This window comes from Achromobacter sp. ACM04 (assembly GCF_014851465.1).
Classification (GTDB): domain Bacteria; phylum Pseudomonadota; class Gammaproteobacteria; order Burkholderiales; family Burkholderiaceae_B; genus Achromobacter; species Achromobacter aegrifaciens.
In genome coordinates this window covers 118,983-145,963 of record NZ_JACUZS010000003.1, presented here as the reverse complement: position 1 = coordinate 145,963, position 26,981 = coordinate 118,983, and the positions used below count along the sequence as shown (strand labels likewise).

Annotated in this window: 26 protein-coding genes; 15 read left to right on the top strand and 11 right to left on the bottom strand. The window is 68.1% G+C overall.

Annotated features, from left to right (window positions below; genetic code table 11):
• Positions 1 to 2: 2 nt before the first annotated feature.
• Positions 3 to 641 (bottom strand): VTT domain-containing protein, encoded by a 639-nt coding sequence (locus tag IB259_RS17010; protein ID WP_082401223.1) that lies wholly within the window; start codon positions 639 to 641, stop codon positions 3 to 5.
• Positions 642 to 743: 102 nt separating this feature from the next.
• Here IB259_RS17010 and mutL point away from each other — a divergent pair, with 102 nt between their 5' ends.
• Positions 744 to 2,708 (top strand): DNA mismatch repair endonuclease MutL, encoded by a 1,965-nt coding sequence (mutL, locus tag IB259_RS17005; protein ID WP_192329737.1) that lies wholly within the window; start codon positions 744 to 746, stop codon positions 2,706 to 2,708.
• Between the two features lie 2 nt (positions 2,709 to 2,710).
• Positions 2,711 to 3,679: a tRNA (adenosine(37)-N6)-dimethylallyltransferase MiaA gene (gene miaA, locus IB259_RS17000; protein ID WP_054457470.1), complete on the top strand. Its 969-nt coding sequence runs from the start codon at positions 2,711 to 2,713 to the stop codon at positions 3,677 to 3,679.
• A gap of 61 nt (positions 3,680 to 3,740) precedes the next feature.
• Here the strand turns inward: miaA and purM are convergent, their stop codons facing one another.
• Positions 3,741 to 4,790, bottom strand: a complete 1,050-nt coding sequence (gene purM / locus IB259_RS16995; protein WP_054457472.1) for a phosphoribosylformylglycinamidine cyclo-ligase — start codon at positions 4,788 to 4,790, stop codon at positions 3,741 to 3,743.
• A gap of 369 nt (positions 4,791 to 5,159) precedes the next feature.
• Here purM and hda point away from each other — a divergent pair, with 369 nt between their 5' ends.
• The 4 genes from hda to IB259_RS16975 are packed head-to-tail and all read left to right on the top strand — an operon-like array spanning position 5,160 to position 8,410.
• Positions 5,160 to 5,861: a DnaA regulatory inactivator Hda gene (gene hda, locus IB259_RS16990; RefSeq protein WP_054457473.1), complete on the top strand. Its 702-nt coding sequence runs from the start codon at positions 5,160 to 5,162 to the stop codon at positions 5,859 to 5,861.
• Complete coding sequence (locus tag IB259_RS16985; RefSeq protein ID WP_013391641.1) at positions 5,858 to 6,556, top strand: HAD family phosphatase; 699 nt, start codon at positions 5,858 to 5,860, stop codon at positions 6,554 to 6,556. Before hda ends, IB259_RS16985 begins: the two co-directional genes overlap by 4 nt.
• Positions 6,557 to 7,921 carry a polynucleotide adenylyltransferase PcnB gene (gene pcnB, locus IB259_RS16980; protein ID WP_054457475.1) on the top strand — a complete coding sequence of 455 codons (1,365 nt, stop codon included), beginning with the start codon at positions 6,557 to 6,559 and terminating at the stop codon, positions 7,919 to 7,921.
• Between the two features lie 3 nt (positions 7,922 to 7,924).
• Positions 7,925 to 8,410 (top strand): 2-amino-4-hydroxy-6-hydroxymethyldihydropteridine diphosphokinase, encoded by a 486-nt coding sequence (locus IB259_RS16975; RefSeq protein WP_054457477.1) that lies wholly within the window; start codon positions 7,925 to 7,927, stop codon positions 8,408 to 8,410.
• Positions 8,411 to 8,433: 23 nt separating this feature from the next.
• Here the strand turns inward: IB259_RS16975 and IB259_RS16970 are convergent, their stop codons facing one another.
• Genes IB259_RS16970 through IB259_RS16955 form a run of 4 tightly spaced genes read right to left on the bottom strand, consistent with a single transcriptional unit; the run spans position 8,434 to position 12,213 of the window.
• Positions 8,434 to 9,330 (bottom strand): sugar kinase, encoded by an 897-nt coding sequence (locus IB259_RS16970; protein WP_054457478.1) that lies wholly within the window; start codon positions 9,328 to 9,330, stop codon positions 8,434 to 8,436.
• Positions 9,331 to 9,362: 32 nt separating this feature from the next.
• The gene (locus tag IB259_RS16965; RefSeq protein ID WP_054457480.1) at positions 9,363 to 10,196 is read right to left on the bottom strand and encodes a CoA ester lyase; all 834 of its coding nucleotides are present in this window, start codon (positions 10,194 to 10,196) and stop codon (positions 9,363 to 9,365) included.
• Entirely contained in the window at positions 10,193 to 11,386 is a 1,194-nt protein-coding gene (locus tag IB259_RS16960) for a CaiB/BaiF CoA-transferase family protein (RefSeq protein WP_054457482.1), read from the bottom strand. Before IB259_RS16960 ends, IB259_RS16965 begins: the two co-directional genes overlap by 4 nt.
• Entirely contained in the window at positions 11,383 to 12,213 is an 831-nt protein-coding gene (locus IB259_RS16955; RefSeq protein ID WP_054457484.1) for a MaoC family dehydratase N-terminal domain-containing protein, read from the bottom strand. Before IB259_RS16955 ends, IB259_RS16960 begins: the two co-directional genes overlap by 4 nt.
• Positions 12,214 to 12,363: 150 nt before the next feature.
• On the opposite strand from IB259_RS16955, the gene IB259_RS16950 reads away from it, so the two are divergent.
• Positions 12,364 to 13,257 carry a LysR family transcriptional regulator gene (locus IB259_RS16950; RefSeq protein ID WP_125473195.1) on the top strand — a complete coding sequence of 298 codons (894 nt, stop codon included), beginning with the start codon at positions 12,364 to 12,366 and terminating at the stop codon, positions 13,255 to 13,257.
• A 16-nt stretch (positions 13,258 to 13,273) separates the two neighbouring features.
• Here IB259_RS16950 and paaG read toward each other — a convergent pair whose 3' ends face one another.
• From paaG to IB259_RS16935, 3 genes are read right to left on the bottom strand one after another with little or no spacing between them, the layout of a single operon-like run.
• Positions 13,274 to 14,095 (bottom strand): 2-(1,2-epoxy-1,2-dihydrophenyl)acetyl-CoA isomerase PaaG, encoded by an 822-nt coding sequence (gene paaG, locus IB259_RS16945; protein WP_119451450.1) that lies wholly within the window; start codon positions 14,093 to 14,095, stop codon positions 13,274 to 13,276.
• A complete protein-coding gene (locus IB259_RS16940; RefSeq protein ID WP_054457490.1) occupies positions 14,092 to 15,204 on the bottom strand; it encodes an acyl-CoA dehydrogenase family protein in 1,113 nt (370 codons plus the stop codon). Before IB259_RS16940 ends, paaG begins: the two co-directional genes overlap by 4 nt.
• A gap of 35 nt (positions 15,205 to 15,239) precedes the next feature.
• Positions 15,240 to 16,430 (bottom strand): acyl-CoA dehydrogenase family protein, encoded by a 1,191-nt coding sequence (locus IB259_RS16935; protein WP_192329735.1) that lies wholly within the window; start codon positions 16,428 to 16,430, stop codon positions 15,240 to 15,242.
• Positions 16,431 to 16,627: 197 nt separating this feature from the next.
• Here IB259_RS16935 and IB259_RS16930 point away from each other — a divergent pair, with 197 nt between their 5' ends.
• Genes IB259_RS16930 through IB259_RS16910 form a run of 5 tightly spaced genes read left to right on the top strand, consistent with a single transcriptional unit; the run spans position 16,628 to position 21,746 of the window.
• On the top strand, positions 16,628 to 17,032 hold the full coding sequence (locus tag IB259_RS16930; protein ID WP_192329733.1) for a Zn-ribbon domain-containing OB-fold protein: 405 nt from the start codon (positions 16,628 to 16,630) through the stop codon (positions 17,030 to 17,032).
• Positions 17,029 to 18,201: a thiolase gene (locus IB259_RS16925; protein WP_054457495.1), complete on the top strand. Its 1,173-nt coding sequence runs from the start codon at positions 17,029 to 17,031 to the stop codon at positions 18,199 to 18,201. The genes IB259_RS16930 and IB259_RS16925 overlap by 4 nt, the downstream gene beginning before the upstream one ends.
• 11 nt (positions 18,202 to 18,212) lie before the next feature.
• Positions 18,213 to 19,733 carry a class I adenylate-forming enzyme family protein gene (locus tag IB259_RS16920; RefSeq protein WP_192329731.1) on the top strand — a complete coding sequence of 507 codons (1,521 nt, stop codon included), beginning with the start codon at positions 18,213 to 18,215 and terminating at the stop codon, positions 19,731 to 19,733.
• Positions 19,734 to 19,789: 56 nt separating this feature from the next.
• Positions 19,790 to 20,764, top strand: coding sequence for a tripartite tricarboxylate transporter substrate binding protein (locus IB259_RS16915; RefSeq protein WP_192329729.1), 975 nt, complete (start codon positions 19,790 to 19,792; stop codon positions 20,762 to 20,764).
• A 19-nt stretch (positions 20,765 to 20,783) separates the two neighbouring features.
• Positions 20,784 to 21,746, top strand: coding sequence for a nitronate monooxygenase family protein (locus tag IB259_RS16910; RefSeq protein ID WP_125473202.1), 963 nt, complete (start codon positions 20,784 to 20,786; stop codon positions 21,744 to 21,746).
• Here the strand turns inward: IB259_RS16910 and IB259_RS16905 are convergent.
• Both IB259_RS16905 and IB259_RS16900 read right to left on the bottom strand, forming a co-directional pair.
• The gene (locus IB259_RS16905; protein WP_054457501.1) at positions 21,743 to 22,738 is read right to left on the bottom strand and encodes a tripartite tricarboxylate transporter substrate binding protein; all 996 of its coding nucleotides are present in this window, start codon (positions 22,736 to 22,738) and stop codon (positions 21,743 to 21,745) included. The two genes, IB259_RS16910 and IB259_RS16905, sit on opposite strands and share 4 nt — an antisense overlap.
• A 128-nt stretch (positions 22,739 to 22,866) precedes the next feature.
• Positions 22,867 to 23,766, bottom strand: coding sequence for a LysR family transcriptional regulator (locus IB259_RS16900; RefSeq protein ID WP_192329726.1), 900 nt, complete (start codon positions 23,764 to 23,766; stop codon positions 22,867 to 22,869).
• 149 nt (positions 23,767 to 23,915) lie between these two features.
• Between IB259_RS16900 and IB259_RS16895 the strand changes: the two genes are divergently transcribed.
• From IB259_RS16895 to IB259_RS16885, 3 genes are read left to right on the top strand one after another with little or no spacing between them, the layout of a single operon-like run.
• A complete protein-coding gene (locus IB259_RS16895) occupies positions 23,916 to 24,830 on the top strand; it encodes an SDR family NAD(P)-dependent oxidoreductase (RefSeq protein WP_192329724.1) in 915 nt (304 codons plus the stop codon).
• 7 nt (positions 24,831 to 24,837) lie between these two features.
• Positions 24,838 to 25,698, top strand: coding sequence for a MaoC family dehydratase (locus tag IB259_RS16890; RefSeq protein WP_054457511.1), 861 nt, complete (start codon positions 24,838 to 24,840; stop codon positions 25,696 to 25,698).
• Positions 25,695 to 26,930 (top strand): CaiB/BaiF CoA-transferase family protein, encoded by a 1,236-nt coding sequence (locus IB259_RS16885; protein ID WP_192329722.1) that lies wholly within the window; start codon positions 25,695 to 25,697, stop codon positions 26,928 to 26,930. The genes IB259_RS16890 and IB259_RS16885 overlap by 4 nt, the downstream gene beginning before the upstream one ends.
• Positions 26,931 to 26,981 lie beyond the last annotated feature (51 nt).

Here is a 26,981-nt window from a genome sequence, read left to right as displayed (position 1 = left end):
CTTCACGCGCCGCGTTTGGCCTTGATCAGCTTGAACAGGCCCGCGCCGATCACCGGCACGATGGCGGCGGCCAGCCCCAGCAGCACGATGGTATTCAAGTGTTCGCGCACCAGCGGGATGTTGCCGAAGAAGTAGCCCGCGGCCACCAGGCTCACCACCCACAGCAGCGCGCCCAGGATGTTGAACAGCTGGAAGCGCGACTGCGGCATGTCGGCCACGCCCGCGACAAAGGGCGCGAAAGTGCGCACGACCGGGATGAAGCGCGACATGACGATGGTCTTGCCGCCGTGCTTTTCATAGAACGCGTGCGTGCGCATCAACGCGCCGCGGTCCAGAAAGCGCAGGTTCATCGAAAACACGCGCGGCCCGATATAGCGTCCGATGAAGTAGTTCACCGTATTGCCGGTGATGGCGGCGACGATCAGCAGCCCGCCCATCAGGAACGGATCGATGTGTCCGGTCGCGCCGAACGCGCCCGCGATGAACAGCAGCGAATCCCCCGGCAGAAAGGGCAGCACGACCAGCCCCGTCTCCGCAAAAACGATCAGGAACAGCACCAGGTACACCCACACGCCATACTGCGCGACCCAGACGCCGAGCGTCTTGTCGATGTGGAGCACCATATTGAAGAATTCGAGCATTGAAGCAACCCTGCCAGCGGAATGGGATATCAGTCCGCGACTATAGCCCACCCGCCCATGACGCTAAAATCGTCCACATAGCCATACCTGAACGCCAGCCACATGACCGAACGCCGCTCCATTCTTGCGCTTCCCGACCTGCTGATCAGTCAGATCGCCGCCGGCGAGGTGATCGAGCGGCCGGCATCCGTGCTCAAGGAAATCCTCGAAAACGCCATCGACGCGGGCGGACGCGCCATTGAAGTGCGCCTGGAAGGCGGCGGCATACGCCGCATTGCCGTGACCGACGACGGCGGCGGCATTCCGCCCGAAGAGCTGCCGCTGGCGCTGGCGCGCCACGCCACCAGCAAGATCCGCTCCTTGAACGAACTGGAATCTGTGGCATCCATGGGGTTCCGCGGCGAAGCGCTGGCCTCGATCGCGTCCGTGGCCCAGGTCACCATCATTTCCCGCACCCGCGATGGCGAGCACGCCTGGCAGATCGATGCAGGCAGCATGCAGGTCAGCCCCGCCTCGGGTCCTCCGGGCACCACGGTGGACGTGCGCCAGTTGTTCGACGCCGTGCCGGCCCGCCGCAAATTCCTGCGCTCCGAGGCCACCGAGTTCGGCCACTGCGTCGACGCCATGGAGCGCATCGCGCTGGCGCATCCGCAGATCGCCTTCCGCCTGTTCCATCACGACCGCGCGCAGCGCCAATGGCTGCCCGCCGAACCGCCGCAGCGCATCCGCGACGTGCTGGGCGCGGAATTCGCCGAACACGGCCTGCTGCTGTCGCACTCGGTCGGCACGGTCAGCCTGGCGGGCATGATCACCCGTCCCACCGCAGCCCGCGCCCGCGCGGACCGCCAGTATCTCTACGTGAACGGCCGCTACGTGCGCGACCGCACCGTCAGCCACGCCCTGCGCGCCGCCTACGCGGACGTACTGCATGGCGACCGCCAGCCCGCCTACGTGCTGTTCCTGGACATCGACCCGGCCGCCGTGGACGTGAACGTGCACCCGGCCAAGCATGAGGTCCGTTTCCGCGACAGCGGCGCGGTGCATCGCTTCGTGTCCCATGCGGTCGGCCAGACCCTGGCGCAGACGGGCGGCGCGTCCGCCGCAGCCCCCGCGGCGCAAAACGACGACGCGGACGACGCCGGGTTCGAAACCGTGGCCCGGCCCGCCACCGCCGCGGCGACCGACACCGCGCCGCAAGCCTCGCCTTACGCGCCCGCCAGCAGCCCCCGGCCCATGACGGACGCGCCCCGGCCCGCCTACGCCGGCGGCAACGCATCATCATCGTCTTACGGCTTGCGCCCATCGCCCGCGCCGCAGCGCCCGCACACCCAGGTGCCGTTCCGCCTGCACGCCGAACCCGCCGGCATTCCGGCCGCGGACTGGCAATCGCTCTACCGCCCGCTGGATGACGACTCGGCCGCCAAAACCGCGCCGCTGCGCGAACCCGCACCCGCGCCTGTCGCGGCTCTGCCCGCGGACGAAGAACATCCGCTGGGCATGGCGCTGGCGCAGCTGCATGGCATCTACATCCTGGCGCAGACCCGCCGCGGCATCGTGCTGGTGGATATGCATGCCGCGCACGAGCGGGTGGTCTACGAACAGCTCAAGCAAGCCCTGGACGCGCGCAGCCTGCCGCGCCAGGATCTGCTGGTGCCCGTGGTGTTCCATGCCCAGGAAAAGGACGTGGCGCTGGTCGAGGAATACGAAGAGCAGCTGAACGAACTCGGCTTCGAAATGCGCCCGTCCGGCCCCACCTCGATCGCCGTGCGCTCGGTGCCGGCCATCCTGGCCCGCGGCGACATCGAAACGCTGGCCCGCGCCGTGCTGCGCGACCTGGGCGCCGTGGGCGTGTCGCGCCTGCTGACGGAACAGCGCAACGAGCTGCTGTCCACCATGGCCTGCCATGGTTCCGTGCGCGCCAACCGCAAGCTCACCATCGAAGAAATGAACGGCCTGCTGCGCCAGATGGAAGCAACCGAACGCGCCGACCAGTGCAACCACGGCCGCCCCACCTGGATCCAGTGGTCGGTGTCCGACCTGGACAAGCTCTTCCTGCGCGGACAATAAGCTTGTCGCCGTCCTCCTCCCCCAACGCGACGCCGCTGGTCATCTGCCTGGCCGGCCCCACCGCGGCCGGCAAGAGCGCCTCCACCCTGGCGCTGGCCGAGCGCTGGCCGCTGGAAATCGTCAACGTCGATTCCGCCACGATCTATCGCGGCATGGACATCGGCACGGCCAAGCCCTCGCCCGAGGAACAGGCGCAGGTGCCGCAGCATCTGCTGGACATCCTCGACCCCATCCAGTCGTACTCCGCAGCCGACTTCGTCGCCGATGCACTGCGCCTGATAGACGAGATCCGCGCACGCGGACGCATCCCGCTGCTGGCGGGCGGCACCATGATGTACTACAAGGCGCTGCGCGACGGCCTGGACGATCTGCCGCAGGCCGATCCGGCGCTGCGCGCCGAGCTGGAAGCGCGCGCCGCCGTCCAGGGCTGGCCCGCGCTGCACGCCGAACTGGCGCAGCTGGATCCCGTCACTGCCGCACGCCTGGCGCCCAACGACAGCCAGCGCATCCAGCGCGCGCTGGAGATCTGCATGCTGTCCGGCCAGCCCATGTCGGCCCTGCTGCTGCGCAGCCAGCGTCCGCGCGACGCGACGGGCAACCAGTACCTCACCATCAGCCTGGAGCCTTCCGACCGCGCCGCGCTGCATGCCCGCATCGAGCAACGCTTCGACGCCATGCTGGACCGCGGCCTGCTCGACGAAGTCCGCGCCCTGCGCGCCAGGGGCGACCTGCATACCGGTTTGCCCTCGGTCCGTTGCGTGGGCTACCGGCAGATGTGGGCGCACCTGGACGGCGAGGTCGACCTCGCCACCGCCCGCGAACAGGGCATCGCCGCCACGCGCCAGCTGGCCAAGCGCCAGATCACCTGGCTGCGCGCGCAGCCCGAGCGCGTCATCGTCGACTGCCTGGCGGCGGATGCCGTGGCGCAAACCATAGACGCGATGGCCGTCGCGCTGGCGGGACGCGCCTAGCCAGGCGCCAGACACAAAAAAACCGCGCCGTGGCGCGGTTCTTCGTTGCAGATAGCGTGGCTTACACCACGAAGGTCTGCGCCATGCCTTCCTTCTGCTCAACGATCTCGCCCAGCGTGCTGACGGTCTCGCCCTGCTCGCGCAGCGTGGCGGCGATGGCTTCGGCCTGCGCCGGATCCACCACCAGCACCATGCCGATGCCGCAGTTGAAAACGCGGTACATCTCGGTGTCTTCGACCTGGCCCTGCTCTTGCAGCCACTGGAACAGCTTGGGCATTTCCCAGTTGGCGCGGTGCAGCTTGGCCGACAGGCCGGGCTGCAGGATGCGCGGCACGTTGTCCAGCAAGCCGCCGCCCGTGATGTGGGCCAGGCCCTTGATGCTGGTGCCGTGCTTGGCCAGGGCGGCCAGCACCTGCTTCACGTAGATGCGCGTCGGCGCCATGACCACGTCGACCATCGGCTGGCCGTGGAAATCGTCGTCGGGCTTGGCGTTGGCGCGTTCCAGGATCTTGCGCAACAGCGAATAGCCGTTGGAGTGCGCGCCGCTGGAAGCCAGGCCCAGCACCACGTCGCCGGTCTTGATCGACTGGCCGGTGATGATGGCGGACTTTTCCACCGCTCCCACCGCGAAGCCGGCCAGGTCGTACTCGCCGTCCGGATACATGCCCGGCATTTCGGCGGTTTCACCGCCGATCAGCGCGCAGCCCGACAGCTCGCAACCCTTGGCGATGCCGCCCACCACGGCCGCCGCCGTATCCACCGAAAGCTTGCCGCAGCCGAAATAGTCCAGGAAGAACAGCGGCTCCGCGCCCTGCACCAGGATGTCGTTGACGCTCATGGCGACCAGGTCGATACCCACGGTGTCGTGGCGGTTCCAGTCAAACGCCAGGCGCAGCTTGGTGCCCACGCCGTCGGTGCCCGAGACCAGCACGGGTTCCTTGTACGACTTCGGCACTTCAAACAGGCCGCCAAAGCCGCCGATACCGGCCAGCACCCCGGGACGCATGGTGCGCGCCGCAAGCGGTTTGATACGGTCGACCAGGGCGTCGCCTGCGTCGATGTCGACACCGGCATCGCGGTAGGTCATAGGGGCGGTAGGTTGATTCGTCATGAGAAATGCCGTGGGGTATGTAACAATTGCTGGGATTTTGGTGGAACGCCCCTGCATTTTACGATGTTGCGGGGACTAGCAGGGATCGGCGCCGCCAAAGCGGTCCGGACGGCGGCCGCGCCGGCTCGCCCGGCCAGGGCGGGCAAGAGGGGCCGGATCGGCGCAAACCCAAGCCAGCCCAGGCCCATCGACGCGACACCCTGGCCCCAGGTGGTTTAAAGTGTAGGGTTGGCCGGTATTGATTTTGTCGGTTCCGTGGTGCAAACCCCGGAGTTTCGCGCCCGGCCGGCGACGTTTTGACCCGTTGTACTGACCTGTAGCCGTATTGACCCGTACTACCCGCCTCGTTTCGGCACCCTGTAAGCTCCCATGAACCGCCAGCTGCTGCTTGACGTTCTTCCCGCGCCAGCGCCATCGCTGAACAACTATATCGCCGGCCCCAACGGGGAAGCGCTGGCGGCAGTGCGCGCGCTGCTTCCTGGCCGCGCCCTGTACATCTGGGGCGCCGCGGGCTGCGGCCGCAGCCATCTGCTGCGCGCGCTGACCGCCCGCCCCGACGCCGTCTATATCGACGCCGAAACTGGCGAAAACATGCTGCGCCGCCTGGCCGAAGCCGATTCCAAGTCGCCCATGCCCAAGTTCGTGGCGGTCGACGACGTGCACCGCATGAACGACAGCCGCCAGGCCGCCCTGTTCGCGCTCTACAACCGCTGGCGCGAATCCGCCGCCACCGGCCGCGCCTTCGCGCTGGCGCTGGCGGGCGACCGCGCTCCGCTGTCGATGCCGCTGCGCGAGGACTTGCGCACGCGCCTGGGCTGGGACCTGGTTTTCCGCCTGGACCCGCTGTCCGACGCCGACAAGCTGGCCGCCCTGTCGGCCCAGGCGGCTGCCCGCGGCATGCACCTGGCGCCCGAAATCATCAATTGGATGCTCACGCACCACGAGCGCGACATCCGCAAGCTGGCGGAGCTGATCGACGCGCTGGACCGCTATTCCCTGGCCACCGGCCGTCCCATCACCCTACCTCTGCTGCGGGCCATGCTCGCAGATCCTGATTCACAACGCACATGACCTCCCGACGTCTCGCCCTGTTCGACCTGGATCACACCCTGTTGCCGCTGGATAGCGACTACCAATGGGCCGACTATCTGGCACGCACGGGCCGCGCCGGGGACCCCGCCGAAGCCCGCCGCCAGAACGACGATCTGATGGATCGCTACAACCGCGGCGAGCTCACCGCCGAGCAGGCGGCCGAGTTCATGCTCGGCCTGCTGGCCGCGCACACGCCTTACGACCTGGCGGCCTGGCATGAAGCCTTCATGGAAGAAGTGATCCGCCCGTCCATGACGCCCGCCGCGCGCGACCTGGTGCAATCGCACCTGGAAGCCGGCGACCTGTGCGCGGTGGTCACGGCCACCAACAGCTTCGTCACCGCTCCCATCGCGCGCGCCTTCGGCGTGCCCCACCTCGTGGCCACCGACGCGGAATACCTGCGCGGGCGCTACACCGGCCGCATCCTGGGCACGCCCAGTTTCAAGGAAGGCAAGGTGGTGCGCGTCAACGACTGGCTGGCCGGCATGGGTTTGGGGCTTGCGGATTTTTCGGAATCGTTTTTCTATAGCGATTCGGTCAACGATGTACCCCTGCTGGAGAAAGTGACCCGTCCGATCGCAGCCAACCCCAGCCCCACCCTGCGCGGCATCGCCCAGGAGCGCGGCTGGCAGGTGATCGACTTGTTCGACCACATGGAAGATTCGAAGTCCTAAATGATCACTGAAACCATAAAAAAATTCGTCGGCCGACTATTCGCGCCGGCAGCCCGGGGGCCGTTGCGCATCGCGCGCGACAAGCACGGCATCGACCGCCGCAACGTCTCGCGCCACGCGATCAAGGTCTGCGAGGTGCTGCGCCAGCACGGCTATGACGCCTACATCGTCGGCGGCGCCGTGCGCGACCTGATCGTGGGCCTGGAGCCCAAGGACTTCGACGTGGCCACCAACGCCACGCCCGAGCAGATCCGTCCGCTGTTCCGCCGCGCCCGCATCATCGGCCGCCGCTTCCAGCTGGTGCACGTGGTCTTCGGCCAGGAAATCATCGAAACCTCCACCTTCCGCGCCCCCGCCTCGGAAGACCAGGAGACCGACGAACACGGCCGCATCCTGCGCGACAACGTGTTCGGTTCGCACGAAGAAGACGCGGCGCGCCGCGACTTCACCATGAACGCGCTCTACTACGACCCGCACAATGAGGAAGTCATTGACTTCCACAACGGCGTGGCCGACCTGAAAAAGCGCCAGGTCCGCATCATCGGCGACCCGACCAAGCGCTACCGCGAAGACCCGGTCCGCATGCTGCGCGCCGTGCGCTTCGCCGCCAAGCTGAACGGCACCATCGACCCGGCCACGCGCCAGCCCATCAGCACCATGGCCGAGCTCATCGAGAACGTACCGGCCTCGCGCCTGTTCGACGAAATGCTCAAGCTGCTGACCTGCGGCCATGCCATGGACTGCCTGCGCCAGCTGCGCGCCGACGGCCTGCACAAGGGCCTCTTGCCCCTGCTGGACGTGGTGCTCGAGCAACCCGGCGGCGAGCATTTCGTGGAGCTTGCGCTGGAACGCACCGACGCGCGCGTGCGCTCGGGCAAGACCATCAGCCCCAGCTTCCTGTTCGCCGCGCTGCTGTGGCAACAGGTGGAAGCGCGCTGGAAGCAGCTGCGCGCGCAGGGCGAGCACACCATCCCCGCCCTGTCGCAAGCCGCCGATTCGGTGCTGGACGAACAGACCGAAAAGCTCGCCATCCAGCGCCGCTTCTCGTCCGACATGCGCGAGATCTGGTTCATGCAGCCACGTTTCGAGCGCCGCATGGGCAAGACCATCTACCGCATGATCGAACAGCCGCGCTTCCGCGCCGCCTGCGACTTCCTGCAACTGCGCGCCGCCGCCGGCGAGTTCGACAGCGTGCTGGCGCAATGGTGGATGGACCTGGCCAACGCCGACGACGTCACCCGCAGCGAGATGATCGAAGAGGTGTCCCGCCAACCGCGCGATGCCGGCGACGCCCCCTCCGCCCCGCGCAAGCGCCGCCGTCCGCGCCGTTCGCCCTCGCGCGGCACGCCGCCCGCAGCGGGTTAAGTCATGACCGCTCCTGTGCGCGCCTACGTCGCGCTGGGCGCCAATCTGGGCGACGGCGCAGCCACGCTGCGCAGTGTCCTGGCTGAATTGCAGGAAACCGGCGGCATCGCCGCGGTGGCGGCATCGCCGTTCTACCGCAGCGCGCCGGTCGAAGCCACCGGCCCCGACTTCGTCAACGCAGTGGCGGCGCTGGACACGCATCTGACCCCGCTGGCCCTGCTGGATGCGCTGCAGGCGCTGGAAAACCGGCACGGCCGCGAGCGCCCCTACAAGAATGCGCCGCGCACGCTGGATCTGGACCTGCTGCTGTACGGCGACACCGTGCTGGACCATGAGCGGCTGACGCTGCCCCACCCTCGCATGCACCTGCGCGCCTTCGTGCTGCTGCCCCTACGCGACCTGGCTCCCGGCCTGGCGCTGCAAGGCAAGCCCATCGGCGACTGGATCGCCGCGATCCACGACCAGCCGATAACGCGCATCGCGGACTGAACGCCGGCGGCCAAGCCCGCCCGCTATTCCTTCGGCGCGTAGGCCATCAGCACGCGCTCCACGTCCTCGACCTGCGGCAGGCCCGCTTCATTGCCCAGATGCTGGATCTTGTGGGCCGAAGCCGCGCGCGCAAAGGTGAAGTGCTCCGCCCACGGCAGTTCCGGCCGGTTCAGATAGGACCAGACGTAGGCGCCGTGGAACACGTCCCCGGCCCCCGAGGTATCGACAATGCTGGCGGCCGGCACGTCCAGCGCGGGCAGGACATCCACCGTTCCCGTCTCGTCGTACCAGAGCATGCCGCGCTCGCCCATGGTGACCGCGCCGATGCGGCAGCCGCGCGCCTTCAGCAGTTCCAGCAGGCCTGACGGCGCAAGCCCCAATTGTTCGCACATGCGCTCCGCGCAGACCGCCACGTCGACGTGGCGCAGCAGCTCGTCGGTGTTCTCGCGCACGCCGCCGCCATCCAGCGAGGTCAGCACGCCCGCCTGCCGACACGCCTGCGCGTAATGCAGGGCGGCGTCGGGCTGATGCCCGTCCAGGTGCAGGGCACGGTAGCCGCCGATGTCCAGCCGCGGAAAGTCGTTCAGGTAGTCCACGTCGCGCGCACGCACGATGGCGCGCTTGCCGTGATTGGGCATGATGAAGGACAGGGACGAACGGCTCACTTTGCGCGCATGCAGCGACACCCCGTGCGCCGCCGCCATGTCCGTGTACATGTGGCCCAGCCAGTCCGATGCCAGCGAGCAGATCAGGTCCGGCGGCGTGCCCAGCCGCGCGCAGGCGAACGCGGCCGTCACCGCGTTGCCGCCGAAGGACACCGCGTAGTCGCGCGCCACGCTTTTTTCATCGCCCGTAGGCCATTCGTCCGCCAGCACGGTGACGTCGATATAAGTGTGTCCGATGAAGAGCGCTTCGCCCATGGAGCTGCCGGAAAGAAGTGATCGGAACCGGCCTAGATGCCGGTGGTTTCGCCCGCCTGCGCCAGCACCAGTCGCGCGCGTGCGATGACTGGAGCGTCGACCATCTTGCCGTCCAGCATGAAGGTGCCGGCCGAAGTGTCGCGATGCGTGGCGATGACGCGGCGCGCCCAGGCCAGTTCCTGCGCCGCGGGCACGAAGGCCGCGTGGATCACCGGCACTTGCGTGGGGTGGATGCACAGCATGCCGCCAAAGCCCATTTGCTGCGCGCGGCCGGCGGCATGCGCCAGCCCGGCCTGGTCCTGGATGCCGGGAAACACGCCATCCAGCGCGGGCGCCAGTCCGGCTGCGCGGCTGTGCAGCAGCACCTGCACGCGCGCCTGGTCCAGCACGGTTTGCGCCCCCGGCGTATCGGGCGTCAGTCCCAGGTCCAGGCCGTAGTCCAGACTGCCGAAGGCCAGGCGCTCCACGCCGGGCGTGGCGGCGACTTCCGCAACGTTGAGGATGCCCTGGGCGGTTTCCAGGATGGGAATCACCCGCAGGCCCGCCTGGACCACATGGCGCACCTGCGCCAGGCTCTCGGCCTTGGGCAGCAGCACGCCGGCCACCCCGGGCTTGCCGCGGCAGGCCTTGAGATCGTCGTCGTGCCAGGAAGTGGAGGCGTCGTTGATCCGCACCCACAGCCGGGCGCGCGGATTCGTCCCCAGGAAATCGCACAGCGCTTCCCGGGCGGCCGCCTTGGCCAGATGCTCCACCGCGTCTTCCAGATCGACGATGACGGCGTCGGCACCGGCGGCCAGCGCCTTGGGGATGCGCTCGGGGCGCGACGCCGGCACGAACAGCGCGCTACGGACAACGGGATGCGTCACACGACCTCCGATGCATGGAACTGCGCCACCTGATCGGGCGCGTATCCCAATGATGCTAGCACCGCATCGGTGTTTTGGCCCACCGCGGGCACCGCGGCCATGCGCGGCGCGAAGGCGTTGCTGCTGGCCGGAGGCAGCAGCGCGGGCAGCTCGCCGGCGGGGCTGTCCACCTGGCTCCAGCGGCCTCGGGCCTGCAATTGCGGATGGGCCCAGACGCCGGCCATGTCGTTGACGCGCGCATTGGCGATCTGCGCGTCCTCCAGCCGCTGCGTCACCTGTTCGATGGACAGGTCGGCGAAGGCGGCCACGATCAGCGCGCGCAGGTCGTCGCGGTTGGCGGTGCGCAGCGAATTGGAGATGAAGCGCGGGTCTTCCGCGAGTTCCGCCTGGCGCAGCACCTGGGCGCAGAACACGCGCCATTCGCGCTCGTTCTGCAGGCCCAGCATGATGGTGGCGCCGTCGCCCACCGGGAACGGCCCGTAGGGATAGATGGAGGCGTGGGCCGCGCCCGCGCGCACGGGCGGCGTGGCGCCGTCGAAGGCGTAGTACATGGGAAACCCCATCCACTCCACCATGCTCTCCAGCATGGAGACGTCCAGGCGGCTGCCCAGGCCCGTTTTCTGCCGCAGCAGCAATGCGTTCAGGATCGCGGAATAGGCGTACATGCCGGCCGCGATGTCGGCGATGGAGCAACCGGCCTTGACCGGATCGTCCCTGGTACCCGTCACGGACAGGAAACCGCTTTCGCTCTGGATCAGCAGGTCGTAGGCCTTCTTGTCCTGATAGGGCCCGCCTTCGCCATAGCCCGAGATATCGCAGACGATCAGGCGCGGATACTTCTTGTGCAGGGCGTCAAAAGACAGTCCCAGACGCGCAGCGGCGCCGGGCGCCAGGTTCTGCACCAGCACGTCGGCCGTCTCCAGCAGGCGCTCCATGACGCCACCCGCCTCTTCGCGCTTGAGGTCCAGCGTCAGGCTTTCCTTGGACCGGTTGGTCCAGACGAAATGCGAGGACAGGCCGCGCACGCGCTCGTCGTAGCCGCGGGCGAAGTCCCCGCCGCCGGGACGTTCGATCTTGATGACGCGCGCGCCCATGTCCGCGAGCTGGCGGGTGCAGAACGGCGCGGCGATCGCGTGCTCCAGGCTGACGACGGTGATGCCGTCCAGGGGACGGGGGGCCTCTATGCTCATTCTGTAAACCTCAGTTCAGCTTGGTGGGCCAGCGTGCCGTCCTGCTCAGCCCAGAGCTGGGCCACGCCCGGCTCGGTCAAGCGGCCGGCCACCTGGAAGGGTGCGGGCGCAATCAGCGGACGCAGGCCGCGATACGACAGATGGGTCAGGCGCGCCTGCGGATGGGCGCGGGAGAAGGCGGCAACCATCTCGGTGGCGATGAGCGGGCCGTGCACCACCAGCCCGGGATAGCCCTCGGTGCCCGTCACGTAGGGATGGTCGTAGTGGATGCGATGGCCGTTGAAGGTCACCGCCGAGTAGCGGAACAGCAGCACCGGCGACGGCTCGACCGTATCGCGCCACTGCGCCTGCGGCGCGGGCTCGCTGCCCGTGAGCTTGGGCGGCGTCGGCTGCCGATAGACGATGTCCTGCTCCTCATGGATGGCGACCTCGCCTTCCTGGCGGAACTCGTGGCGCACGGTCACGAACAGCAGCGCGCCAGTGCGCCCTGCCTTTTCCTTGACATCGATCACCGTGGATTCGCGCTCCGCGGGCACGCCGACCAACAGCGGCCGGCGGAACTCGACCCGGCCGCCCGCCCACATGCGGTTGCGGTCCTGGGCCGGCGGCAAAAAGCCGCCGCGCGCCGGATGGCCATCCGTCCCCAGCCCGCCCATGTCCACCGTGGAAATGAAGAACGCCCATTGCCACAGCGGCGGCAAGGCATCGCCCTGGACCGGCGCCGGACCGCCCAGGGTTGCCGCAATGCGCGCGGCGTGGCCCGGATCCATGGCGTCCGCCCTGCGTTCGCCGCTGCCGATCCAGGCGGCCGGATCTGTAGATGTCATGCCGATATCCTCTGCTGGGGTTTTTACAGACTGAAGCATGCCCGCAAGCCGTCCCGCTTGTGAATTCGTTTTTGCTCAAGGCGGGGTTTGCGCTGCCTGAATCGCACCCCTGCCTCCCGGCCCGACGCCTCGCGCCGTAATATATGGCCCATGCACTTCGACCTCGCCGACCTACGCCTGTTCATCCACATCGCCGAATCCCCCAGCCTGACCCAGGCTGCCAAGCGGGCGCACCTGTCCCTGGCAGCCGTCAGCGTGCGCATCAAGGCGCTGGAGAACCAGCTCAATACCCGCCTCCTGTACCGCGACAGCCGCGGAGTGGAGATCACGCCTGCGGGCCAGAAGCTGCTGCAGCACGCGCGCGTCATCATGCGCCAGGTGGACCACCTGAAACATGACTTCCAGGAGCAGGCCGACGGCGACGCCGGCCACATCCGCATCTTCGCCAACACCACGGCGGTCACGGAATTCATGCCGGACATCCTGGCGCAATTCCTGTCCGGCCACCCTGGCGTCACCGTGGACCTGCAGGAACGCCTGACCCGCGACATCGTGCGCGGCGTGCTGGACGGCACCACCGACCTGGGCATCGTGGCCGGCCCGGTGGATGCGCCCGAATTGCAGACCATCCACTTCAGCACCGACAAGCTGGTGCTGGTGGTGCCCAATGGCCACCCGCTGCAGGATCAGGAAAAGATCAAGCTGGCCGAGGCGGTGCGCTACCCCTTCATCACCATGCACGAAGGTTCCACCCTGGTCGCCTTCCTGCGCGACCAGCTGGAACAGGTGGGCCAGCGCCTGCCCCAGCGCATCCAGCTCTACAGCTTCGATTCCATCTGCCGGATGGTGCAGGCGGGCGTGGGCATCGGCGTCATCCCCGACTCCGCCGCGCGGCGCTATGGCGCCGACATGAAGCTGCGCGTGGTCGAATTGGACGAGCCCTGGGTGGTGCGCGAACGCAAGCTGCTGGTGCGCGACATCGACGCTCTGCCGGGTTGCGCGCGCGAACTCATAGAACAGATCCAGGTGGCGCGGACGCCCTGACGGCCGTCTGCAAAGCTCAGGTGCCGGTGAACGCCGGCGGGCGCTTCTGCGCGAACGCCCGCATGCCTTCCAGGTAGTCGTCGGTGTAGCCCAGTTCGCGCTGCAAGCGGCATTCCAGATCGAACTGCTGCGCCAGCGTGTTGCCGCTGGACGCGTGCAGCGCCGCCTTGGTAGCCGCATAGGCGCGCGTAGGTCCGGCCGCCAGCGTATCGGCGACTTCGGCCAGCGTGTCCGCCAGCGCGGCGTCTGGCACCACACGCCAGATCAGGCCCCAGGCTTCCGCCTGCCTGGCGCTGAGCGCTTCGCCGAACAGCGCGGCGCCCATGGCCCGCGCAGAGCCCACCAAACGCGGCAGGAACCAGGTGCCGCCGGCATCCGGCAGCAGGCCGATCTTGCTGAAGGCCTGAATGAAGCGCGCCGACTCCACTGCGAACACCACGTCGCAAGCCAGCGCCAGGCTGGCGCCTGCGCCGGCCGCGACGCCGTTTATCACGCACACCACCGGCACCGGCAAGTTACGCAGCCGGGTGATCAGCGGTCGGTAGCACTGCTCAAGAATCAGGCTCAGGTCGCGACGCGCTCCGTCCTCAGCCGGCTTGCGCTCGCCCAGGTCCTGCCCAGCGCAAAAGCCCCGGCCCGCGCCCGTGATGATCAGTCCGCGCAGGCCGCTGTCCGCCTCCATGGCATCCAGCGCCCGCGCCAGCTCGGCATGCATGACTTCCGTGAAACTGTTCAACCGGTCGGGCCGGTTCAGTGTGATGACGCCCACGCCCCGCTCCAGCGTGAAGCGGATCTGGGTGTAGCCGCCTTCGACCTGTGTCGTCGCCGCTGCGCTCATGCCAGTTCCTCCAGCACCGCCAGTTGCTCGGCCGTATCGCCCAGCAGCTGGTCCACGACGGTCAGCCGTTTGAAGTAATCGCCCACGTCCAGCTCGTCGGTCATGCCCATGCCGCCATGCAGCTGCACCGCCAGTTGCGCCACCAGGCGTCCGGCGCGCGCGGCTTCCAACTTCGCGGAGGCGATCATGCGGCGGCGCTGCGCAGCGTCGGTTTCGGTCAGCGCCGCCACCGCCACATAAGCCATGGACAAAGCCAGTTCCTTGGCCACCAGCATTTCCGCCAGGCGATGCTGCAAGGCCTGGAACGAGGCCAGCGGTTGGCCGAACTGCTTGCGCGCCTTCAGGTAGTCGACGGTGATTTCCAGCAGCCGCTCCATTGCGCCCGCGGCGTGCGCGCATAGCGCGGCCGTGCCCCATTGCAAGGACTGCGCCAGCGCCTGGTCGGCGGCGGTCCCTTGCGCCAGCAAGGCCTCGGGCGCCAGATTGACCGCGTTCAGATCCAGCCGGGCGCAGCGCGCGCCGTCCAGCGTGGGCGTATCGGTGATCCTCACGCCTGCCGTATCCGCCGGCACCGCCAGCAACAGGGTCTCGCCCCCGTCGCCGCGCGCGCTGACCAGCCACGCGGTGGCCGCCGCGCCGTGCCAGACCAGATGCTTGGCGCCGTCCAGCCGCCAGCCATCGGCAGTCTTGCTGGCGCGGCAATCGCGCGGATCGGTGTCGTAGCGGCGGCCGGGCTCCTGGTACGCCACGCTGACCACGGCGTCGCCCGAGGCGATGGCCGGCAGCCACAAGCCGCGCGCTTCGCCGCCGCAGGCTTCGATCAGCGCCGCGCCCATGACCGCGCTGGGAATGACCGGCTCGGACACCAATCCGCGTCCCAGTTCCACGTGCACGGGCAGCAGGCTGGCGGGCACTTCGCCGAAGCCGCCGAAATCCTGCGGGATGGTCAGGCCCAGAACGCCCAGTTCAGCCAGCGCGGCCCAGGCGTCGGCATCCAGCTTGCCCGCCGCCTGCCGGGCCCGGCGGCGCGCGTGCGTCCATTCCTGGTCCACCAGTCGCCGCAGGCTGTCGGCCAGCATGCGTTGTTCTTCGGTATAGATGAAATCCATGCGTCGTCTTCCTGTCGGGTTGCGCGAGGCCGGGCCTACAGGCCCAGCACCAGGCGGGCGATGATGCCCTTCTGCACTTCGGTGGTGCCGCCGTAGATCGAGGTCTTGCGCATGTCGGCATAGCCGGCGCCCGCCGCAGCCGCCAGTTCCGGCCCAGGACCGCTGTATCCATGGTCTGCCTGCAGCCAATCGGGGTCATAGGGCCAGGCGTCCGGCCCCGCCACCTCCATCTGCAGCATGGCCAGGTCCTGCTGGATCTCGGAGCCGCGGATCTTCAGCACCGACGCTTCCGGCCCCGGCGTGCCGTCGTTGCTGGAGGCCACGCGCAGCAGCAGCATTTCCAGCGCCATGATGTCCACCTCGATGCGCGAGATGCGGTCGCGGAACCGGCTGTCGGCCAGCAGGGGCTTGCCCCGGGACTGCGCCTGCACCGCCATGTGCTTGAGCACGCCCAGTTCGCGGTGGCAATGGCCCAGGCCTGCGATGCCGGTGCGCTCGTGGCCCAGCAGGTACTTGGCATAGGTCCAGCCCTGGTTCTCCACGCCCACCAGGTTGGCCACGGGCACGCGCACGTTCTCCAGCCAGACCTCGTTCACGTCGTGCCCCCCATCCAGCGTGCGGATGGGGCGCACGGTCACGCCCGGCTTACGCATGTCCAGCAGCAGCATGGAGATGCCGCGCTGCGCGCGGGCCTCGGGGTCGGTGCGGACCAGGCAGAACATCCAATCGGCGTACTGAGCCAGGGTGGTCCAGGTCTTCTGGCCGTTGACGACGTATTCGTCGCCGTCGCGCACGGCGCGGGTCGAGAGCGAGGCCAGATCGGACCCCGACCCCGGTTCGGAATAGCCCTGGCACCACCAGTCCTCCACGCGGATGATGCGAGGCAAGAGGCGCGCCTGCTGCTCGGCGCTGCCGTACTTCATCAGGACCGGGCCGATCATGGACAGGCCGAATGGCAACAGGCGCGGCGCGCCGGCCTTGAAACATTCGACCTCGAAGATCAGCCGCTGCAAGGCATTCCAGCCGGTGCCGCCATGCTCGACCGGCCAGTTCGGCGCGCCCCAGCCCTGGTCGGCCAGGATGTTATGCCAGCGCACGTAGTCCTCGCGCTCCAGCCGCTGGTGGCGCAGCACCTTGTCGCGTATGTCCTGCGGCAGCTTGTCCGTGGCGAAGGCGCGCACTTCTTCGCGGAATAGCCGCTCCTGCGGCGTCCAGGTCAGATTCATGGTCGGGCTCCTTTTCCGATATCTAGCCACGCGGGGGGCACGCCGGACAATCTGCCTCTTCCGAAGACGGGCTTCGCGCAGGACATAGGGCGCCCCACTACGGGCCGGCAGAAGGCCAGCTTCAGCAATGAAGAATGGCCGAACCCGCCGCCAGTGCCGACACTTGCAAGCGTCATCCACTGGAACCTGTAGGCATCATGACCGTTCCCGATCAGCAGGCCGTCGCGCCGCAAGGCGTCGAGGCGCAATACCGCCAGGCGCTGGACCAAGGCCGCTTCCTCATCCAGCATTGCGCGGGCTGCGACCGCGCCGTGTTCTACCCCCGCATGATCTGCCCGCATTGCGGCGCGGACAAACTCGCCTGGACCGAGCCCAACGGGCGCGGCGAGGTCTATTCCACCACCGTGGTGCGCCGCAAGCCCGAGGCGGGCGGCGACTACAACGTGGCGCTGATAGACCTGCAGGAAGGCGTCAGGCTGATGAGCCGCGTCGAAGGCGTGGCGCCGGACGCCGTGCATATCGGCATGGCGGTGCGCGCGCAGGTGGCGCAGCAGGACGGCCGCGGCCTCCTGATCTTCCGACCCAACCAGGAGGCGCAATGACGCTGAACGATCTGCGCGGCGCCGTGGCGGTGGCCGGCGTGGGCCACGCGGGCCTGGGCCAGGCCGCGGGCTACACCGAAATGGAAATCCTGGTGCAGGCCGCGCAGCGCGCGGTGGCAGACGCCGGCCTCACCATGCGCGACATCGACGGCATCTGCACCGCCAGCGTGGCCGCGCCCATGTGGGCCATGCCGGTCATCGAACACCTGGGCATCCGCCCCAGCTTCATCGACAGCACCATGCTGGGCGGCTCCAGTTTCGTCGCGCACCTGCTGCCCGCGCTGCACGCGCTGGCATCCGGCCAGTGCAACGCGGTGCTGGTCTGCTATGGCAGCACGCAGCGCACTTCCACCTTGAGCCGCGCCGAGATCGGCCGGGTCCGCAAGCAGTTCGATCCACAGCCGTACGAAACGCCCTACGAGCCGCTGAGTCCCCTGTCCTCCTACGCACTGGCGGCCGCGCGCCACATGCATCAATACGGTACGCGTCGCGAGCACCTGGCGCAGGTGGCGCTGGCCGCCAACCAATGGGCCCAGCTGAATCCCGAAGCGCAATTGCGCGAACCCGCCACGCTGGACCAGATCCTCTCGGCCCGCATGGTGTCCGATCCCTTGAGCGTGCGCGATTGCTGCCTGGTCACCGACGGCGCCGGCGCCTACGTGCTGGTGCGCGCCGAGCGCGCCCGCGACCTGCCGCGTCCGCCGGTCTACGTGCTGGGCAACGCCACCGCGGTCTGGAACCGCCAGATCTCGTCCATGGAAGACCTGACCGTGACCGCCGCGGCCGAGTCCGGCAAGCGGGCCTTCGAGATGGCAGGCGTTGCGCCCCGGGACATCGACGTGGTGGAACTGTACGACGCCTTCACCATCAACACCCTGCTGTTCCTGGAAGACCTGGGCTTCTGCGCCAAGGGCGAAAGCAAGGACTTCATCGCGGGCGGCGCCATCGCCCCTGGCGGCGCGCTGCCGGTCAACACCAACGGCGGCGGGCTGTGCTGCGTGCATCCCGGCATGTACGGCGTCTTCATCATGATCGAGGCCGTCCGCCAGCTGCGCCGCGAATGCGGCGCGCGCCAGGTCGCCGATGCGCATCTGGCCTTGGTGCACGGCAACGGCGGCACCCTGTCCAGCCAATCCACCGCCATCCTGGGCACCCAGGCCACGCTTTGAGCGACGCAACCATGTCCCCGGCAGCCCCTCTTACCCGCATCCATCAATTGCTGGCGCAGCAAGCCGGCCAGCGGCCCGACGCCACCTTTCTGTACGAGGAAGGCGGCGGCAAACTGAGCTACGCGCAGTTCTGGCGGCGCGTGCAGGCCGCGGCCGCATGGCTCGAAGAACAGGGCGTACGTCCCGGGCACCGCGTGCTGATCGCCGGTGAAAACTGCGCGGCCATGGTCGCCGCGTTGTTTGCCTGCAGCGTGGCGGGCGCCTGGCCGGTGGGCGTGAACGCGCGCCTGTCCGCGCGCGAGATCGACGCCATCCGCGTTCACGCGCAGCCCGAACTGCTGCTCTACACCAGCGGCGTCTCGCCCGCCGCCGCAGCCCATGCCGAGCACGCCGGCGCCGCCGACGCCGACCCGGACGTCTGGGGCCCAGGCATGCAGACCGCAAGAGCGGATGCGCCCACGCAGGCCGAAACTGGCGACACGGCCGCGGAAGTGGCCACGGTGATCTACACGTCCGGCACCACGGGCGCGCCCAAGGGCGTCCTCGTGCCGCACCGCGGCCTGCTGCATTTCGCCCGCGTGTCCGCCGCCTCGCGCCGCCTGACGCCGCAGGACATCGGCTACGCCGCACTGCCCATGTCGCACATCTTCGGCATCGCCACCGTGCTGATGGCCACGGTGCACGCCGGCGCCAGCCTGGTGCTGCGCAGCCGCTTCGACGCCGCCGACGCCCTCAAGGCCCTGGCCCATCCCGGCGTCAGCATCCTGCAGGGCGTGCCCACCATGTTCAGCCGCATGATGGCCGTGGCGCCGCCGCGCGCGGAGCTGCGCGCCCCTGCCCTGCGCTACCTGTACACGGGCGGCGCCGCGCTGGATCCCACGCTAAAGCGCGACGCCGAGCGCTATTTCGGCGTCGCCATGCACCACGGCTACGGCATCACCGAATACGCGGGCTCCATGTTTGTCACCCGCATCGATGCGCCGCGCAGCGACTGCTCGGCCGGCCATGCGGTCGAAGGCGTGGAAATGCGGATCGGCAACCCCGACAACGGCGCGCCCGCACCCGGAGAGCGCGGCGACATCCTGATCCGCGGCCCGGGCGTCATGCTGGGCTACTACCGCAGTCCCGAACAAACCGCGCAGGCGCTGCTGCCCGGCGGCTGGCTCAACACCGGCGACATCGGCTACGTCGACGAACAGGGCGCGCTGTACATCGCAGGACGCTCCAAGGACTTGATCATCCGCTCCGGCTTCAATGTCTATCCGCTGGAAGTCGAATCCGTCATCAACGCGTTCCCCGGCGTGCGCCTGTCGGCCGTGGTCGGGCGCCCCACCGCTGACCAGAACGAAGAAGTCATCGCCTTCGTCGAGCCCTTGCCCGGCGCCACCGTGGACACCAACCTGCTGATGCTGCATCTGCGCGCACAGCTGGCGCCGTACAAGCGGCCCGCCCGCATCATCCCCATCGACACCATTCCCACCACCGTCAGCGGCAAGATCCTCAAGCAGCCGCTGAAAGAAAGGCTGGCGTAGCCGCGGCTAGCTGTTCCGCTGCACGACCCGCCACTTACCCACAAGGAGACTACAGCGTGAACATCAAGACCCTGCTCGCCGCGGCCGCCGCCACGGCGGCGCTGGCCACGGCCCCAAACGCCTGGGCCGACGCCTATCCCGAACGCCCCATCCGGCTGCTGGTGGGCTATGCCCCAGGCGGCCCCGTGGACACCACCGCCCGCGTCTTCGCCAAGTACCTGGGCGACAAGCTGGGCCAGTCCGTGGTGGTGGAAAACCGCGCCGGCGCCAGCGGCATGATCGCCTCCGACGCCACCGCCAAGGCCGCGCCCGACGGCTACATGCTGGGCTTCGCCGCCAGCCCCACCCTCACCATGTCGCCGCTGGTACAGCGCAGCACGCTGTTCGATCCGCGCAAGGACTTCTCGTTGATCGGGCTGGTGGTGGACTACGCCAACGTTCTGCTGATCGGCCCGCAGATCCCAGCCAAGAACGTCAGCGAATTGGTCACCTACGCCCGCGCCCATCCAGATGCCGTGTCGTTCGGTTCCGCCGGCATCGGCGCGTCCAACCACCTGTCGGCCGAGCTGCTGAAGAAGCAGGCGGGCGCGCCCATGCTGCACGTGCCCTACCGCGGCAACTCGCCTGCCATGGTCGATGTGATCAGCGGCAAGATCACCTTCATGTTCGACATCACCAGCACCGCCATCCCCTTCGTCAAGAGCGGCAAAGCGCGCGCCCTGGCGGTCACGTCCAAGACCCGCAACCCCGAACTGCCCGACGTGCCCACCATGGTCGAAGCCGGCATGAAGGACTACGAAGTGGTCGGCTGGTACGCGCTGGTTGGGCCGAAGAAACTGCCCGACGCCGTCGCGGCCCGCCTGACCCGCGCGCTGAACGAAGTCTCCAGCGATCCGGCCTTCCGCCAGGCCATGACCGATGGCGGCTACACCATCAACACCGGCGACTCCAAGGCGCTGCAATCGCGCATCGACCGTGAATACGCCTTGTGGTCCGACGTCATCCAAAGCGCCAACATCCAGGCCAATTGAGTACCACCGGAGCATCCAGATGAATCCCCCGCTCGCGCTGCACGCCCACACCCGCCTCCCCGTCATCGGCGCCCCCATGTTCCTGGTCTCCGGACCGGACCTGGTGGTGGCGCAATGCGCGGCGGGGATCATCGGCACCTTTCCGTCGCTCAACGCCCGTCCGCAGGAGCAGCTGCACGACTGGCTCACGCGCATCGAGAACGGCCTGGCCGCGAAGCGCCAGGCCGCACCCGACGCGCAAATCGCGCCCTATGGCGTCAACCTGATCGTCCACCCCAGCAATCCGCGTTGGCAGGGCGATCTGGCCATCTGCGCCGAGCGCCGCGTGCCGCTCATCATCACCTCGCTGCATGCCCCCGAAGCCGTGGTGGCCGCCGCGCACGGCTATGGCGGGCTGGTATTCCATGACGTCACCAATGTGCGGCACGCCAAGCGCGCGCTGGACGCCGGGGTCGACGGTCTGATCCTGGTGGCGGCGGGCGCAGGCGGCCATGCAGGGCAGATCAGCCCATTCGCGCTGGTCAACGAGATCCGCGCCTTCTACGACGGCCCGCTGGCGCTGTCCGGCTGCATCAGCCACGGCAAGGACATTCTGGCCGCGCAGGTGCTGGGCTGCGACTTCGCCTACATGGGTACACGCTTCATCGCGACGCAGGAATCGCTGGCCGGCGACGCCTATCGCGAAATGGTGCTGCAGGCGCAGGCGGCAGACGTGACCTACACGCCCTACTTCTCGGGCGTGCCCGCGAACTACCTGTCGGCCAGCATCCGGGCAGCCGGCCTGGATCCCCTGGAGCTTGCCAGGAACGGCGTAGCCCCGCCCGCGAACATGGACAAGAGTTCGCGGCCCAAGGCCTGGAAGGATGTGTGGAGCGCGGGCCAGGGCGTGGGCGCGGCGCAGGAAATCCTGCCTGCCGCGATGCTGGTGGATCAGCTGGAATCCGAATATCTCGCCGCGCGCGAAGCCCTGCGCCGGCTTTAGTCCAGCTTGATGTTGGCGGTCTTGATGACGTCGCGCCATTTCGCGATTTCATCGCGGACGAACTCGCCAAACTGTTCTGGGGTGCCGGGCTTGGGCTCGGCGCCTGCGGCGATCATGCCCTGCGCGGTGGCCTGGTCAGACAGAACCTTCACGAGATCCGCATTCACGCGTTTCACGATGTCGGGCGGGGTGCCTTTGGGCGCCATCACGCCGCTCCACGAGTATGCCTCGTAGCCTGGCAGACCGGACTCGGCGATGGTAGGCACGTCGGGCAGCATGCTGGAACGCGTGGGATTGCCTACCCCCAGCGCACGCACCTTGCCGCCCTTCAGATGCGGCACGGCGGATGGACCGTCGGCGAACATCACCTGCACCTGTCCGCCCAGCAGGTCTTGCATGGCGGGCGCGCTGCCGCGGTAGGGCACGTGCTGGATGCGCACGCCGGCCATGGCGTTGAACAACTCGCCGGCCAGGTGCGTGCCGCCGCCCGTGCCTGACGAGCTGAACGACAGCTTGCCCGGATTGGCCTTGGCATAGGCGATCAGCTCGCTGACCGAATTCACGGGCAGCGTCGCGTTCACCACCAGCACGATGGGAAACACCGCCGCCATGCCGACCGGCACGAAGTCCCGCGTAATGTCGTAGCTCAGATTGCCGCGCAGGCTGGGCAGCACCGCATGGTGGATGGAGGCAAAAAAATAGTTGTAGCCGTCGGGCTCGGACTTGGCCGCGAACTGCGCGCCCACGATGCCGCCAGCGCCCGACTTGTTGTCGACCACCGTGGGCACCGACCACAGCTGTCCCAGCGGCTGCGTGGTGAAGCGCGCGGTCGTGTCCACGGGGCCGCCCGCAGGAAACGGCACGATGAAGTTCACGGCATGCGCCGGCCAGGCGGCGGCGCGGGCCATCTTGGGGAACAGCGCGGGCAGCGCGGCGGCGGCGCACGCGGCGCCCAGCCGCGCAACGGCGCGGCGACGTAGTAGATCGGTCACGGCAGTCTCCTGGTTCTCGGTTTTATGGGCGGCCAAGCTCTAGGACTGCTGCCTGACGCCTTTTTTATTATTTGCCGAACCTGCGGAGCCACCGCTACATATTTGCAAAAGCCCCTCTTCGGAACGCGCTACAGGCCGCGCGCCGCACGCTGCACATGTTCGATGAAGCATTCCGCGAAACTGGGCAGGTCGCGGCCGCGCTGGCGGCACAGCAGACGGTCGCGCAACGCCCAGGGGTCATCCAGCTTGAGCACGTGCAGCGCAGCCGGACGGCTGTAGCGCGCGGCGCAGGCGCGTGGCACCACCGCGATCCCCGCGCCCGCCTCCACCATGCGGCACACGGCTTCGAAGCTGCCCACGTGCACGCGCTGGCAGATGCGCTTGCCCAGGCCGCTGGCGATATCTTCCAGGAAGGTCTGGATGGCGCTATCGGGGTGGATGCCGACGAACTGGTAGGCATCGACCAAGTCGGCGAAATGCGCGGACTCCGTGGCCGCCAGCGGGTGGTCGAGCGACGTGACCACGGTGAGTTCATCGCGGAACAGCGGCGTGACGTCCAGGCCCGACACGTCGATATTGCCCGCCACCAGCCCCAGGTCTCCCTGGCCTGCGCGTATGGCGATGACGATATCGCCAGATATTTTTTCTTCCAGTTCCACGTCCACGTCAGGGTTTTCCGCAAGAAACGTGGACAAGGCGTCGGCCAGGAACGAATTGGTGGCCGTGGTGTTGGCCAGCAGGCGCAGGCGTCCCTTCAGGCCGCTGGCATAGGGCTGCAGGTCCGCGTTCAGGCATTCCAGCTGGCGGAACACGGCGTTCGCATGCTTGAGCAGCACCTCGCCCGCCGGCGTCAGCGCCACGCCCGTGGCCATGCGCACCAGTAGCCGGGCCTTGAAGGCCTCTTCCATGTTCTTCACCCGCGCGCTTGCCGCCGGCAGGGACAGGAAGGTGCGTTCCGCAGCCCGGGTCAGATTGAGTGTTTCCCCCACGTTCAGAAACAAACGCAGGTCCGTCAGATCGTGTCTCATGTTCCACCACGCAGAAGGGGGGCATATCTAATTTTGAATTCTTCGCATGCCTCGTCGAATCTACCATGGTGCATCCCCTCGAACCAGAGCGTTCGATGCGGAACTGTTTTCCACACGGCGCGCGCGCCGCAGCACAGGAGTCAGCTTCAATGAGCGGCATAGTTTCCGGAAAAGTGGTGATCGTGACTGGCGCGGGCGGCGGCATCGGCCGCAGCATTGCACTGGCCATGGCGCAGGCCGGCGCCAAGGTGGTGGTGAACGACATCGGCGTATCGCTCACCGGCGAAGGCGGCGCGGACGGCCCCGCGCAAGCGGTCGTCAAGGAGATCGTCGCGGCGGGCGGCCAGGCCGTCGCCAACACCGACAGCGTGGCCGCGTACGACAGCGCCAGCCGCTGCGTGCAGACGGCAATCGACGCCTTCGGCCGCATCGATGCCGTGGTCAACAATGCCGGCAATCTGCGCGACCGGGTTTTCCACAAGATGAGCGAAGAGGAATGGAGTCAGGTGCTGGGCGTGCACCTGAACGGCTCCTTCTTCATGAGTCGCGCGGCGGCGCCCTACTTTCGCGAACAGGAGTCCGGCGCGTTCGTGCACATGACCTCCACGTCCGGACTGATCGGAAACTTTGGCCAGGCCAACTACGCGGCGGCCAAGCTGGGCATCGTGGCCCTGTCGAAATCCATCGCGCTGGACATGGCGCGCTACAACGTGCGCTCCAACTGCATCGCGCCGTTCGCATGGAGCCGCATGACCAGCTCCATTCCCGCCGAAACCGACGAAGAAAAAGCCCGCGTCGGGAAGCTGAAGAAAATGGAAGCCGGCAAGGTCGCGCCCATGGCCGTGTATCTGGCCAGCGACGCGGCCAGCGAGGTCACCGCGCAGATCTTCGCGGTGCGCGCCAACGAGATCATGCTGATGAGCCAGCCGCGCCCGCTGCGCACCGTGCACCACGGCGAAGGCTGGACGCCCGAGCGCATCGCCGAGATCGCCGTGCCCGCCATGCGCAAGCACTTCTACGCGTTGGAGCGTTCGCCTGACGTCATCGACTGGGATCCCATCTGAGGCCGCCATGCCCCTGGACTACGCAACCGTGAAGAACTGGCGCTTCGACGAAGTCCGCCAGCGCTACGACGAAAAAGACACCATGCTGTACGCCCTGGGCATAGGCCTGGGGCAAGACCCCGAAGACGCCGGCCAGTTGCGCTACGTGTACGAAAAAGGCTTGCAATCCTTCCCCACCATGAGCGTGGTGCTGGGCTATCCGGGCTTCTGGGTCCAGGATCCGCGCGCCGGCATCGACTGGGTACGCGTGGTCCACGGAGAACAACGGCTGACCATGCATGCGCCCCTGCCGGCGGCGGGCGTGGTCACCGGCAGAAGCCGCAACACGCACGTGATCGACAAGGGCGCCGACAAGGGCGCCATCATCATCACCGAACGCACCTTGCACGGCGAAGACGGCGCCTGCCTCGCCACCCTGCGCCAAAGCACCTTCTGCCGCGGCGACGGCGGCTTCGGACAGGGAGACGACAGCCCCGCCGCCCTGCCCGCAGCGCCCGACGGCGCCCCAGACCTGAGCTGCGAAATCCGCATCCCCGCCAGCGCCGCCCTGCTGTATCGGCTGAACGCCGACCGCAATCCGCTGCACGCAGACCCCGAGGTCGCACGCGCGGCCGGCTACCCCAAACCCATCCTGCACGGACTGTGCTCCTACGGCGTAGTCGCGCACGCCATCGTCAAAAGCTGCTGCGGCTACGACGCCTCGCGCCTGGTCAGCCTGAACACGCGCTTCTCGGCGCCGGTCTATCCCGGCGAAACCCTGCAGTGCGACATCTGGCGCCTGCCCGACGGCCAGCTCCGCTTCCAGGCCCGCGCGCAGGAACGCGGCGTGGTGGTCATGAGCCACGGCACCGCGGAGCTGAAGCCATGAACCGCCCGCCCGCATTGACCGGCATCCGCGTACTGGACCTGTCGCGCATCCTGGCCGGCCCCTGGTGCACGCAGAACCTCGCCGACCTGGGCGCCGACGTCATCAAGATCGAACGCCCGCGCGTCGGCGACGACACCCGCGCCTGGGGCCCGCCGTTCCTCAAGGACGGCGCGGGCCAAGACACCGAGGAATCCGCCTACTACCTCAGCGCCAACCGCAACAAGCGTTCCGTCGAAGCCGACATGGCCACGCCCGCAGGCGCCGCGCTGATCCGCGAACTGGCGGCCGCCAGCGACATCCTGGTCGAGAACTTCAAGGTGGGCGGCCTCGCCAAGTACGGCCTGGACTACGACAGCCTGAAGCAGATCAACCCGCGCCTGATCTATTGCTCCGTCACAGGCTTCGGCCAGGACGGCCCCTACGCGCAACGCCCCGGCTACGACTTCATGATCCAGGGCATGGGCGGCCTGATGAGCATCACCGGCGAACGCGACGACCTGCCCGGCGGCGGTCCGCAAAAAGCCGGCGTGGCGGTCACCGACATCGTCACCGGCATGTACGCCACCGTGGCCATCCTGGCCGCCCTGCAGGAACGCCACAACAGCGGCCTGGGCCAGCACCTGGACATCGCCCTGCTGGACAGCCACGTCGCCCTGCTGGCCAACCAGAACTCGAACTACTTCAACTCCGGCGTGGCGCCCCAGCGCGCCGGCAACGCCCACCAGAACGTCGTGCCCTACCAGGTGTTCGCCGCCAGCGACGGCCACCTGATCGTGGCCACGGGCAATGAATCGCAGTACCGCGCATACTGCCGCGCCATCGGCGCACCCGAACTGGGCGACGACCCGCGCTTCGCCACCAACCGCATGCGCCTGGCCAACCGCGAGCTGCTGGTCGGCATGCTGACCGAGATCATGCGCCAGGGCCAGCGCGACGACTGGATCGCCAAGCTCGAGGCCGTGGGCGTGCCCTGCGGACCGATCAACGATATCGCCCAGGCCCAGGCACATCCGCAAGCGCTGGCACGTCAGCTGCGCCGCGATATGCCGCATCCGGCGGGCGGCATGGCGGCGGTGACAGCCAGCCCGTTGCGGCTATCGGCCTCGCCGGTGGAATACCGTCGCGCGCCGCCGCTGCTGGGGGAACATACGGAGGAAGTGCTGCGGGAGGTGCTGGGGAAGACGCAAGAAGAGATCGCCGTGTTTCGCGAGGGATTAAAGACGACGAACTGACGAGGGCCGCGCCTACAGCGAAGACTCCAGTCACAGGACGACGATGAGCCC